Annotated in this window: 4 protein-coding genes and 4 pseudogenes; 3 read left to right on the top strand and 5 right to left on the bottom strand. The window is 35.3% G+C overall.

Annotated elements, in window-relative coordinates:
* Positions 1–97 precede the first annotated feature (97 nt).
* Positions 98–532, bottom strand: a complete 435-nt coding sequence (locus AC3WVZ_RS04420) for a WapI family immunity protein (protein ID WP_224742196.1) — start codon at positions 530–532, stop codon at positions 98–100.
* A gap of 380 nt (positions 533–912) precedes the next feature.
* Positions 913–5,112: pseudogene (locus AC3WVZ_RS04415) on the bottom strand (RHS repeat-associated core domain-containing protein); the annotation flags it as partial.
* Positions 5,113–5,214: 102 nt separating this feature from the next.
* Between AC3WVZ_RS04415 and tnpC the strand changes: the two are divergent.
* On the top strand, positions 5,215–6,618 hold the full coding sequence (gene tnpC / locus AC3WVZ_RS04410; RefSeq protein ID WP_233935200.1) for an IS66 family transposase: 1,404 nt from the start codon (positions 5,215–5,217) through the stop codon (positions 6,616–6,618).
* Between the two features lie 119 nt (positions 6,619–6,737).
* On the opposite strand, the pseudogene AC3WVZ_RS04405 reads toward tnpC, so the two are convergent.
* A pseudogene (locus tag AC3WVZ_RS04405) lies at positions 6,738–8,840 on the bottom strand (DNRLRE domain-containing protein); the annotation flags it as partial.
* A gap of 285 nt (positions 8,841–9,125) precedes the next feature.
* On the bottom strand, positions 9,126–9,980 hold the full coding sequence (locus AC3WVZ_RS04400; protein ID WP_233936073.1) for a CvfB family protein: 855 nt from the start codon (positions 9,978–9,980) through the stop codon (positions 9,126–9,128).
* Between the two features lie 230 nt (positions 9,981–10,210).
* Between AC3WVZ_RS04400 and AC3WVZ_RS04395 the strand changes: the two genes are divergently transcribed.
* Both AC3WVZ_RS04395 and AC3WVZ_RS04390 read left to right on the top strand, forming a co-directional pair.
* A complete protein-coding gene (locus AC3WVZ_RS04395; protein WP_001040149.1) occupies positions 10,211–10,702 on the top strand; it encodes a YajQ family cyclic di-GMP-binding protein in 492 nt (163 codons plus the stop codon).
* 131 nt (positions 10,703–10,833) lie between these two features.
* A pseudogene (locus tag AC3WVZ_RS04390) lies at positions 10,834–12,203 on the top strand (IS1182-like element ISBth7 family transposase); the annotation flags it as partial.
* A 943-nt stretch (positions 12,204–13,146) separates the two neighbouring features.
* On the opposite strand, the pseudogene AC3WVZ_RS04385 reads toward AC3WVZ_RS04390, so the two are convergent.
* Positions 13,147–14,042, bottom strand: a pseudogene (locus tag AC3WVZ_RS04385) (helix-turn-helix domain-containing protein).
* Between the last annotated feature and the right edge of the window lie 171 nt (positions 14,043–14,213).

Genomic DNA, 14,213 nt, shown 5'->3' with positions numbered 1-14,213 from the left:
AAAAGTGATTATTTCGAAAAAAGGAGTTCATCCCCTGTAAATAGTAGGTGATGAACTCCTTTTTCTTTTTAAGTGGACTTTTTCAATGACCTCCTAATTAACTATATATTTTTTTTATTTTACAACACATCTCTTCTACAACTTTTACTTCCATCCCGAATGATGTTTCATACTCCCATTTTTCATTAATCAAATCATTTTTAACAAAAGTAAAGTATACTAAAAATCGATTTTTTTTTAGCTTCACTTTAAATTCTATTTCCTCTTCATCAGCACTTAATACAGCTTCCTTAATATCTTTTCGTAGTAATGCTTCTAGTTCTTCCCCAAATTTAATTATTTCACTCGTCAAAAACATTGGCCCTTTACACTCATAATGAATATTATTCGAGGATACAGCTAAGAAATTCAGTTGTAAATCACGTAAATACAGCTCATCATCATTTGGATACATAGACCCAAATGATACAATGGTTATCTTTTTTTCATCCCCTAAAAACACCAACTCAATTTCTTTTTTTATTTCCACCATTCCACCTTCTTCCAATTTTTATCCTTCTTCGAGCGATGCCCTAGACTAATAATGTTATTTTTTTTAGTTTTTGATACAACAATATGTTTTTTACCTAACGTTTGCACAAATCGGTCATGTGGATTTCTTTTATCTATATGCTTTCTACCAAAACTTCGAACTAATACTGTAGCAGATTTAGACATTTGACGCGCTGGGTTCGCTAAGTGCTCTGTCGCATGAATACTATATTTTAATTTTGCTGCGAAATAGCCAACTCTTCCAACTCCACCTAGTGCAACTCCTGCCACCGCTCCTCTTAGTGCTGATTTCCCTACTCCTTTCCAATAATACCCTTTTTTTCGATTATTCCATAAGTAAGTACCAACATCCCAAGCAGCTCCACCTAACGCACCAGCTATCCACCAAGCGACATGCCCATCTGGGTCAATCTTCATCACCGGATTATTATCACCATACGTATACCCATTCATGGTAATTGGATCATCTTCATCACCCGGATCAGGATCTACCGATAAAAACACACCATGTTCTGGATTATAGTATCTCGCAATCAGATAATACATCCCAATTTCTTTATCATACATGTATCCCGCATATCCAAATGGATTCTCTGCGGCGATACCTTTCGTATCACTCTTTATTACATTGCCCCACGAATCATATTCATACGTTGCTACAACTTCTCTATTTTGATCTGTCATTGCGACTACATCACCGCGTGGGTTGTAGTGATAGTATAATGTTTGTCCTTGCGATTTCATAGCCATACGTAAACCATTTACGGAATACACATATTGGCGAAGTACCTTTCCACTACCATCCGTCTCATATAACGGATTAATGCTGTCTCCATCATAGAAATAACGTGTTACTTGACCATTTACACTCTTTTCAATACGACGATTATCCTCATCATACTTATAAGTCGCGAATGCATTGCTCTCACCTTGTTTTGTGATAGCAACAATTTGGTCATGTTCATTCCATGTATACTTGTACTTTCCATCAGATGTACGATTTCCATTCGCATCATACGTTAATGATTCGTTTCCGAATTTCACAAGCTGATTTCCGTCATTAAATGTTGCCGCTATAGATTTTGTTTCTTTTCCATTCTCTACAACTTTCACACTTGTACGGTTTCCAAATCCATCATATGTGTATGATTTAGTTGTTCCGTTTGGTAGTGCTTCATTTAATAATTGGTTAATCGGGTCATATACAAAGTTTGTTTCTGTTACTTTTCCGCTCGCACCTTCATGTTTAATCTTCGTACGGTTGCCTGCTTGGTCATATTCATATCTTTCAGAAAGTAGAATACTGTTTGACGTACCTACTACTAAATCTTTAATTTTGTTCGCATGATCATAGTTAAAGGTAGAACCTGAACCATTACCAGCTGTATACGTACGAACGTTTCCTTGATCATCATAATCAAAGCGATACGTTTGAGAACCGTCTGTTACACGAATGTTTTGATCTAACGTATTGTAGTCATACGATACTTTATTTGTGTATCCACCTTGCGTAATTGTTTGTTCTTTTAGTTTTTCTGTCTTACTGTTTGCTTTGTCGTGGTATGCCCAATCAATTTTTCCGCCTCGACTATCTGTTGCACTTGTAACGCGGTCTGCCTTGTCGTATGTTTTTGTACGTTCTACGCCGTTGACATGGTCTTTTACTTTCGTAACTTGTCCATTTTGATCACGTTCGAATGTAAATGAATCTTTTCCGTTGCGCTTTTCACCAACGACGCGATCTGCTGTATCATATACAGATTCTAAAATAGAGCCGTTTGGCATTGTTGTTTTAATCTTGTTTGCATTTTCATCGTACATATTTTCAATACGACGGTTTAACGCATCGATATACACCGTGTTTTTATTATCTGCATCATATTCATATTTGTGTGTCTGTGTTTTCCCACCAAACATGACAGATTTCTCTGTTGTATTTCCATTATGATCATAACGATAATTTACAGAGGTACCATTTTTCAAAGTAACCTTCATTAATAGATTATCTTTATTGTAATCATATAGTTTGGTATTTCCTTTTTCATCTGTCTCGCTCTTTTTATTTCCTGATGTATCATATGTGAAGGTGTTTTTCTGTCCTTCTTCATCATACGCAGCAACAACATTTCCATCGTTGTCGTACTCGTTTTTAATAAGAGCGTTTCCTTCTAGTAAACGAATATCATCAAACCATACTTTCCCTTTATTATTGTTTCTAAATAATAGGTACACCTGAATATGTTTAATTGGTTTGTTAGCTGGAATTACAACCGCACTACGATTCCAATCATTTGTACCGCTTGGGAATTTTACTTGATAATTTTCACCACTGCCATCTTGATAATGTACATCCGCCCAAATCGCATAGTCTCGAGAAAGTTTATCTGGCGCATCATTTTCTACATTTTCAGATTTAGACATTCCTGTTAGCGTTAATGTTTCTGCCTTTTTCTGATTCAATATAACTCTTTTACTATAGCCAACATCTGACCCTCCATATTGGCTACGCTCTAATACAATAGATGAATGTCCCGTAAAGCCCTCTTGCTGAGAAACATCTTTCGGATCACAACTTGTTCCATCTCCTCGAATCCAACCTGGCATACAGCCATTTCCCGCCATATTTTCTAAACTACTATTTTCAATTGGGTTAAAGCTAGAAGAAACTTCACCTTTTTCTAGTTGAATCTTATCAAACCAGACAGAACCACTCGTAGCAGAACCGCCATTTTCTACTTGTAAATAGATTTGTACTTTTCTCGTTTGTTCTGTTGTTTTAAAAGTAACTTGACGGTTAACCCAATCCCTCGTTCCTTGAACTTTATTGTGACGAGTATCATGCCATCCACCATCTACACCAGCACCGTTTTCATTTAATAACTGTACATTGAAGAAACCAGCACCATTGGCTAAATCCGTTTTCATCATACCACTTAACGTATACGTTGTATTTGGTTCTAACGTTACTTCTTGAATTGCAGCAATATAGCCCCAATCATTATTCGTTGCTTTTGTTGAAATTTTAAGTGATGATTCTCCGCCCAGACCACCTGGTGCCGGTGTTGCATCTTTTGTAATAGATCCGGAATTATTCACATTTACTGGTACCCATTTTTCCGTACCGTTCATTTCAAAGCTTGGATTTTGAATCAGGTTTTCTCCTGTTCCCAGCTCTCTAGTTGTTGCAATTGGATTTCCAAACTGATTATACTGCATGAAAGATGATGTATTTGCTGCTTGGTCTGTTTCAGATACTTCTGTATTTGCAGCCTTATAAGCAACTGTTGTTTCACGATTTTCGTTATCTGTCGCTTTTATAAGCCCGTTGTCTTTATTGTACTCAAACTTTTCTGTTCCCATTTCATCAGTAACAGAAGTTACATTCCCATTACCATCATAGGTCGCTGTTTCTGTTTGATTTTTAGGAGTTGTTGTTTTTACTAGGTTATTTGCATTATATTCATACGTTGTTGTTAAATTTAGACGCCCAGAATCTTCAACTGTTTTGACTGGGTTTCCAGCATCGTTATACGTATAAACAGTTTTACGCCCTTTAGGATTCGTTAACGTAACTTCTTTCGCATCTGTATTATATGCTAATGTCGTAGCTTTTCCTAATGGATCCGTTACTTTTACTAATCTATTATTCTCGTATGCATATGATGTTTTATATGGTTTGGTATCTGTATGTTGCGGATCATAAATAGATGTTAGTAATCCATTATCATATCCGTATTTATATACTTTTCCTTCTGGTGTTGTAGAAGAAACGAGTAAATCTCCATCGTAATTAAATGTAATTGTTTTGCTATCTGGGCCGATTACTCTTGCTGCTTTTTTATTATTTCCATCATATTGTACGACTAACTCTTTACCAGAAGCATTCTTTACTTTTGATAAACGTGATTCCCCATCATACTCATATGTCGTCGTATTTCCATATTTATCTTTTGTATACTCGATACGCCCTTGTGCATCTCCAGATTTATAGAAAGTAACCGTTTGGTCTTTATCTTTTATTTCATATCCGCCTGATACTTGTTTAATTTCTAAATATATACCTGTAGGAGCTTGATACGTATTATCTCCCGTTCTAGTAAAAGTAATATTTGCGCCATCGGCAGAAATTAATAGTAGGTTTCCATTTCCTTCAGCCAAAATTCTTTCTTCTAATCCACTAGACCACCCTGTACCAAATAGACCTACTTTTTTACTTTGGCTATTATACGTTCTTTCCACTGATACATCCGGTCCGCGCCCTGATAACGTAATATCTTTTTCACTCATGATAAAGTTACCATTTGTAGCATTCACTGTGCCATTTAGTACCGGAACTGATGCCCAGTAATCAAACATCCCTATAAACCCAAAGTCTTGAGCAAATTTAGGTACAAACTCATGCGAAATTTCACTTTCAGCATGTCCGGCTTTACTATACGCTGTTACACGGAACCAATAATTTTTAAAGCCAGCATAAATTCCGCCAGAATTTTTATACACAGGTGATGGATCAACTGCTAATTCTGCACCTTTTTTATCATGATGAAGTAAATATTGGCCGTAACTACTCAGCCACCTTTCGGTGTCTTTTTTAAATTTTACTAGTTTCATATGCCTCCCATTTGTAAATACTGAGTATATCAAACAGGGGAGGTGAATCTTATGGTCGATCGAAAAATTATTTTAGATACATATAAAAAAGGACCTGAAGCTGTTATTTCTTTATTTGAAGAAACATTTTCTAAGTTAGAAAAACGTATACAAGAACTAGAAAATGCTTCAAAAAAAAACTCCAAAAATAGTCATAAGCCACCTTCTACAGATGGTTTGGGTAAGCCCGTTACAAAAAGTTTGCGCAAACCGTCTCATCGTCAAACGGGTGGCCAGTTGGGCCACAAGGGACATACTCTTGGTTTGACAGCGACTCCAGATCATACGATTACACATTCTCCTACATATTGTACTTGTTGTCATACTTCCTTGAACCACGAGCCTGTAAAAGGGTATCGCATTCGCCAAGTGTATGACTTACCACCTATTCAGATCGAAGTGACAGAACATAAAGTAGAACAGAAAGAATGCCCACATTGCCATTCTATCCAAGAAGCCCAATTTCCTTCGACAGTATCTCGTCCTGTTCAATATGGTCCAAATATAAAAAGACTGATTCCCTATTTAACGCATTATCAATGCATTTCTTTGAAGCGAACAAAAGAATTCTTTCAGGATTGTTTTGGACATTCTATAAGCGAAGGAACCCTGGTAAATCATACACAGGCTTTCGCTTCTCAATTGCAGCCATTCATAAAAGAAGTAAAGGAAAAGATTCTGCAGTCTCCTGTTGTCCATTTTGATGAAACTGGTATGCGTGTAGAAAACAAAACACAATGGTTACATACTGCCAGTACACCGGAGGTGACATTGCAACATATTCATCAAAAACGTGGAAAAGAAGCAATGGATGCTGGAGAAATCTTGCCATCTTTTTCTGGAATTGCGATGCATGATGGTTGGAAATCGTATGATGCGTATACAGATTGTCGTCACGTTTTATGTAATGCCCATCTCTTACGAGATTTACAAGGAATTATAGATAGTACTGGAGAACAATGGGCACAACAGATGCAGAAATTTCTAACGCAAGCGTTGACGATGAAAAAGCAATCCGAAGGTACCATGCCAAAAGCGACGCAAAAGAATCTGTTTATTATGTATCAATCCATATTGAAAGAACAACAGATTCTTTCCACGAAACAAAAGAAGAAAGGAAAGCAGACGCCTTCTCAAAATTTATGGAATCGCTTCGTCAAGTATTCTGACAGAATTCTAGGGTTTTTAGAACATCCAGCCATTCCATTTGATAACAATCAAGCAGAACGGGATATTCGGATGACGAAAGTAAAACAGAAAGTGTCTGGGACTTTCCGAAGTAAGAAAGGCGCAGAATCTTTTTGTCAGATACGAAGCTTTATGAGTACCATGAAAAAACAAAAACAATCGGTCTTACAAGCGATAAACCAAGTCATAGAAACTAGAACGGTTCCTTGGAATAACACGACTTCATAAGAGAATTTCTCTATTTGGCATAGATTCTTTCTCTGATTGGAGTATTTTCTTTTCATGTTTTCGAATCGGAAACATGTATTTGGCCTGTTTTTTTATTTGAAGAAGCTGAGTAGTTACTATTGGCCTTTTGCAATTTCATCTTTCGTTGGCCAAATTTTCTCATTTTGCGTTGTCCAATTTGTTTTATTTCCTACATCGAACGCTTCGTAATCTTTTCCGTTATAAATCCAAACTTTATAGCCTGCAGCCGCCGGAACTGCATCCCACTTTAATGTGACATATCCTGTTTCCTTATCTGTCGCATTAATGTAGGCCGATCCGTCTGGCTTTTTCACTTGTTCTAATGGAATAAATGGAACTATTTCATCTGAAAGTGGACTATCCCCAAACGGATACTCTGCTACAATACGAATCCAGTAGCTACTTCTTCCGCTATAATCCCCGTACGGACCTCCTGACTCGTAAGCATTTTTATATATTTGTCCTGGGTTAGTAGGCGCTTCTGCACCTTTCCCGTCATCATGTATCCAGTAACGCCCTTGTGCAATTTCTTCTGGCGTCGGGAATATCTTTTTATCTTTCGTCGTCCAGCTTGTCACATTCCCAACAGGAATATATTCATAGTCATATCCATTAAAAATGGCAACTTTATAACCTGTTGCTCCTGGAACTGCGTCCCATTGTACATTGAAGTGACCAGAACCACTCCCACTGCCATTTGAGTAAGCTTGTACTCTTGGCTTATTTGGTTTTGCGTAGGAATATTTCACTTCCAAGAATGGTGCATTCGTTCCATTTTCAGCTGCAATGAATTTCTTCCAATGGTTTTGACCATTACCATTTGCATGTAGCTTAAAGCCATTGTTTTGTCTCGCGCCTTCTACCCATGCTTTTACTGTGTTAGTTACATTAAACTTCGCCAATTGTCCTCTTGTTACATCAGCATGTGCAATATTATTTGAACCAGGTTTATTATTCCAATTTAAACTACCTTCATTCCAGGCACTCGTTACTTCATCTAACCAAACACCATTTGGTTGATTCGCATAATAATGCCAAATGGTATGTACATTGAATGTTGCACTTTCAATATTTGCACCTTTAAAACTCGAAACGTCTGGTTTAATAAATGCAAAGTTTGTCCCAGATGACCCATCATAATATCCTACTTTTAACGTATAAGCATTTTGACCAGCATCCCAAAGCTTTCCTCCTGAATAATTGACAGTTGGATACGCACTTGAAGCATATGCATTATCAAAATCCTTCAACTGAACCGAAGGATCTACATATACCGGATATTTTCGCTCTGGTGCTTGTAACCACTGCGGGTCTGCGGTAACAGTTAATGTATATGTTTTTTCAGCTGTCTTCTCAATATTGTAGCGAACCGCATCTGACGTTACAGCCTCACCTGATTGTTGATCCACATTGGAATCATTCATATATGGTTTCGGCAATGTGAATACTTTTTCTTTTTTCTCATCTTGGAAGTCGATTGAACCATCTTCCTGTAAGCTAGGTGTTAAATCTGTTTCTAATGCAAATGTAAAAATGTGGTGTCCTGTATACTCACGTAATACAAAATCTTCTTTTACATTTTCATTGAATGTCGTACTCTTTAAATCAATATTTGGGAAGACCCCTTTATACCATACTGTATTATTTTCATGTGTTGCAGTGACTGGTGATGGCTTCATTTCACCTTTTTCACCATTTGCACTTATTAGTTTATACTGAATCGTATGATCTTTTACTTTAAATTGAACGTACTTTCCATCTTGTGTCGCTTTCTCAAACTCTGGTTCTAATGTTGTATTTTCCGTTACAATTTTTTCATTTGGTGCTTCTACTAATTTTGGTGAAACCTCTTCTAGCTTTCCATCTTTCTCTGCATGAATCGGTTCCGTATATACCCTCTTTGTAAAAGTACCATCATTGTTATCAAAAACCTTTTCGGTTTCCGTTCTTTCTTCTACAATCTCAGTCGGACTCGCCTGTGCTTTAGCCTTATCCTTCTTTAATTGATCTGGATGTAGAGCTGGTAATTCCTGCTCCTCTTTCTTTTCCACTTCTGGACTTTGTTCTGAATTTGGTGACGGTGTAAACGGTGGTGCCGTTTCTGCCAATCCATTCAGTGGTATAGAAGTAACAATTAGTGCAACTACGATAAGTTGGATTAATTGCCTATACCATTTTTTCTTAACTGGCCTCTTTTCCATACATTCACCCCTAATTCGCATCGGTTTTATTCTTACAATTAACAATTTAAAGAATTTTCCGAGGGGGTTCAACATAAAAATGACAATATTGTGACATTTTTTCTAAAAATGTATATTTTCCGACAATTTACCATTTTATATTCATTTTTCCTTATAAATACAGTAAAATATTTGTAGATTAAACGTTTTATTACACTTTATTTACTTTTTATCTACTTTATAATAAAAAAGAACTATCTCTTCTCTTAAAAATTCAGAGAAAGAATAGTTCTTTTTTCATTTACTTTATTTCTTAAAGTAAGTCCAGCCTTCTTCTTGGTAAACCTTTTCTTCTTTCATCAACTTACCAAGTGCGCGCTTAAATGCAGCTTTACTCATGTTGAAACGTTCTTTAATATCTTCTGGATGGCTCTTATCCCAAAACGGCATTGCTCCGCCTCGTTCTTCCATATATGCATAAATTACTGCAGCATCATCTTCCATTCCTTCTTCTTTACGAGGAAGAAGTGAAATGTTAATTGTACCGTCATCTTTTACATCAATAATACGTCCCGTTACACGCTGACCGATGCGAACTTGCTCTTTTCTTTCTGTATGATGTAAAAATGCACGGAAATGCTCATCTGTTAATACGAACGAACCAACTTGAAGTGAACGATACACACGTCCGTTTACGTTTTTATTACGCATAGATGGTGTCGCATCTACAACGATTTCTTGCATATCACTATCTCTTGCTGGAAGAGCAATTAAACGATCACGATTCGTTAATTTTAACGTACAATATAATTCGTCGCCTACTTCTGGCCATACTGGCATATAAATCGGGAACTCATCAGCTGGAATTAGTATATCTTTTGGCACACCAATATCAACAAACACACCTAAACTAGGAATAACTTCTACAACCTTTACCCAGTTCCAATCATAAGTTGTAATAATTGGCTCCTTCATTGTTGCTGAAATACGATTTTGGTGATCAAGGTATAAGAATACGTCAATCGTATCGCCTTCTTCAATTTCTCCAGCTACTTCGTTTTTATGTAGGAAAATTTCTTCTTCTTCATTCCCAACCATATATCCAATTTCCGTTTCGCGTAAAACAGTTACCTGTTCAATCGATCCTATTTGCAAATACATATTTTTTAATTCCCTTCTATATATATAAAATTATCTTTTTTATCATTCCAAACAAAAGTTAATTATAACATGATTTTTCCTGTATTTGTCCAACTGCCCAAAATTCACTATAATAAAATGAGGTTACATGAATATAAGTACGAAAACACTTAAGTCTAGACTCGTTTTCAGCTATACTTTAGTATGTACAGTACATAACAAGATTAGAAATTTATTTGGAGGTGCTAAATATGGCAAAAGATAGTTCTTTTGACATCGTTTCGAAAGTAGAATTACCTGAAGTAACAAACGCAATTAATATCGCATTAAAAGAAATACAAAACCGATATGACTTTAAAGGAAGTAAAAGTGATATTAAATTAGAAAAAGAAGTACTTGTTTTAACTTCTGATGACGAGTTTAAATTAGAGCAAGTAAAAGACGTTCTTATCTCTAAACTTGTAAAACGTAACGTTCCAATTAAGAACTTAGATTACGGAAAAGTTGAAGCTGCAACTGGCAACACTGTTCGCCAACGCGCAACACTTCAACAAGGTATCGATAAAGATAACGCTAAAAAAATTAACAACATCATTAAAGAAATGAAATTAAAAGTAAAAACACAAGTACAAGATGATCAAGTACGTGTTACAGCGAAAAGCCGTGATGACTTACAAGCAGTAATCGCAGCTGTTCGTAGCGCTGATTTACCAATCGACGTACAGTTCATTAACTACCGCTAAAAAGAAAACTCCTCTTAATTAGAGGAGTTTTTTCAGGCTGTGGAGAAAGTCTTCTCCACAGCCTGTTTTTGTGTCTGAACCTCTTTTTATGTGTCAACACTGATAAAAAAGAGGAAAAGGAGAGATTTTTTATGATGGGTGCTTTAAAAAATCATCGTGATGAGCGTGTATCTGTTTCTGTAGAAGAGTTGGTTCCACAAGATCATTTCCTTCGTGCAATTGAAGCGACAATTAGTTTTGATTTTATTGAAGAGAAGTTACGCCCTTATTACTGTGAAAACAATGGACGCCCGTCCATTCATCCTATTGTTTTATTTAAGATGATGTTTATTGGATATTTTTACGGTATTCGTTCTGAGCGTCAATTGGAAAAGGAAATTAAAACGAATATTGCCTACCGTTGGTTTTTAGGGTTTTCTCTATCGGATACTATTCCGGATCACTCTACAATCAGTTGGAATCGTCGTACTCGTTTTATTCATACAAATATTTTCGAAGAAATTTTTGATGAGATTGTGAGACAAGCGACGGAGCACCGGATGGTAGGAGGACGTGCACTGATGACAGATTCTACACATATTAAGGCCAATGCCAATAAAAATAAATTTGTACATAAATATAAAAAAGAAAAAGCAAAGTTTTATATAGACGAGCTAGAAGCTGCGGTAATCGAAGATCGTGAGGTACATGGAAAAAAGAATTAAAACCTAGAAAGGAAAGTGATACCCCTACCAAAAAAACTCGTATAAGTACAACGGATCCAGATAGTGGATTTTTAATGAGAGATGGAAAACCAAATGGTTTTCATTTCTTGGATCATCGTACGACTGATGCGAAGTACAATATTATTACAGATACCTATGTAACGGCTGGAAATATGGCAGATTCCGAGCCGTATTTAGCACGCCTCCAAGCTCAGATTGATAAATTCGACTTCAAAGTAGAAGCTGTTGCCCTTGATGCTGGCTATTTTACAGGATATATCTGTAAGAAACTATCAGAACGGAATATATTTATGGTGATGGGGTATCGCCGATTTGGAAAACGGAATAAAGAAGTACCGAAAAGCCAATTTAAATATGTAGAAGAAATGAATGTTTTCGCTTGTCCGATGGGATGTATTCTAGAATATGTAACAACTGATCGTGAAGGATACCGTCAATACAAATCGAATCCAGAAGACTGCGCTGTTTGTCCGTTACGTGAGGTGTGCTTTTCAAAGAAACAAAAACAAAAAGTTATCACTCATCATGTGTGGGAGAAATATAAGGATATTGCTAGAAAAAACAAGCTAACAGCTACAGGGAAAAGGTTGTATAAAGTACGCTGTTCCACTATAGAGCGAAGCTTTGCAGACGCCAAAGAACTACATGGCTACCGCTATGCCCGGTTTCGAGGGCTGAAGTCTGTCCAAATGCAAGCTTATCTCACCGCAGCTTGTCAAAACATGAAAAAAATAGCCCTCCACCTGACCAAAAAGGGTCAGGTGGAGGGCTATTTTTTAAAATTCTATTATTTTATGTTGTTTTTATTCGCTAAAATCAAAAAAGATTCCAGAGTGTCGGGAACCCTAAAGGGTTTCCCAACACTCTGAGAAAACTCCTCTTAATTAGAGGAGTTTTTTGTTTTGTAGAGACAATATTCCGAGAACAAACCATAGAAAAATGGTATATGCGGTGAAAATCACTAAGTGAACAGAGTCTAACCATACGAATACTTTACAAGTGAGCGCATGATTAAACTAGGCCTTATTGTAGAATTTGTTTTATACATGTATTTAGCAGACCTTATTGAAAATAAGAAAAATATACCTTAAGACATTTCCCCTTCAATTTGAATTACTTTTCTTAATAACCACATCCTGGGCCAAAGTCATCTTAAAAATCGCTGTAACTCATAATTCCTCTCCCCGCCAAAACGTAACAATTTATGAGTATAAGAATATTTCCCAACCTTTAATGTAATGTAAAATTAGTAAGGATCTCAAAAATGTTAATTAAAAAAGAGTTAGAAGTGGTTTTTTGAAGAAATTAATATTATGGTTTTTATTAGCCACATTCTCCCTAAATACTGTAGGATGTTCTAATAATACGAATACACTAACGGATAAATCTAACTGTATCAACAAAGCTTGGTACAAGAAAAATATGTCATGTAATCATTTAAAAAACATTAAATAGTTAATGATAAAGATCTAAAGAAAAGACACCCCAAAGTACCTTCCTCCGACTTGAACCAATAATATTCGGATGGATTTAAAAAGAAGCATACATCTTTAATAAAGATGCAGGCTTCAAAATAAAAAAGTACGCTAAAGCGCTAAGTAAACTCTTATTCAAAAATTTATATTAAGCACTAATATTTTAGAAGCAAGTTTATAAGTATAAAACCTACAGAGATTTCCCCTGTAGGTTTTATTATATTTCAAGTGATTTCCAAATGAATTATGAGTGACTTTTTTCAGTTTGGTTTTCAAAATATTTTTCTTTAACCATTTTTATCAGATTTTCTTTTTCTGTTAGTTCAAATATAAATAATGCTTTTTTCATGTTATTTGCAACATCTTCTTCATTAGGTTGTTTAAGTTTCAATAAATTCCAAGCTTTTCCATAGTATAATTCACCTAGTAAATATAAAGTATTTAGATTAATAGCTAGTTTGATACCCATATCATTGTATTTTACTGCCTCTTCATGTTGATTTGCATGACCTAAAATTTTTGCTAAATTAAAAATAATTTTCAATTTAATTTCTTTATCTCTAGGAAAATCTAACTTATTAAAATTAGTTAAACACCTTCTTAATATATTAATACTTTTTTCATATTCTTTATTTTCCCCATGGAATATAGCAATTGTCTGCATAATATCTATTTCTCTTTCTGATAAAAAATCAGAATTAGTTACAGTTAATTTTAATGCATTATTTAAAAAATCTAAAGCAGTTTTTATTGATTTATCCACCATAAATATAGCAATCGCTTCATGCCATATTAAAAATTGTTTATCTTCTGTTGATTGGAAGTTATTTTCGTTTTTCTCTTTTTTCACTATTTCATAAAGTTCTTTGTATTGTTTTTGCTTTAAGCAATCTTTTATTACGCATTTTACATTTTCTACATATTTTAATTTTTTGTTTTGAGTTAATGCAAATATATTATTTGGGTCAATACCAAGTCTTTCTGATAATTGATATAACAATATACTAGATGGATAAATCACACCTTTTTCTATTTTGCTAATTTGACTTTGCGAACATATTCCATGACATAATTCGGATTGTGATATATTTTTTTAATTCTAAGCTCTTTAATGGTAATACCCAAATCGTAAAACTCCATTTTCCCACCTACTATTTAGCACTGTATTAGTATAAGAGTATTCTCTAACTTTTAATGTAATGTAAAATTAATATAGTTGCAATTATTGATTGCTTCAAAGCTTCTTCCCTATCGGTGCTAACACAAAAAACAGGTTAGGAAGAAAATCCTCTTCCTAACCTAGCCCTCCTC

Source organism: Bacillus sp. CPT56D-587-MTF (assembly GCF_058792335.1).
This window is presented reverse-complemented; position numbering and strand designations above follow the sequence as displayed.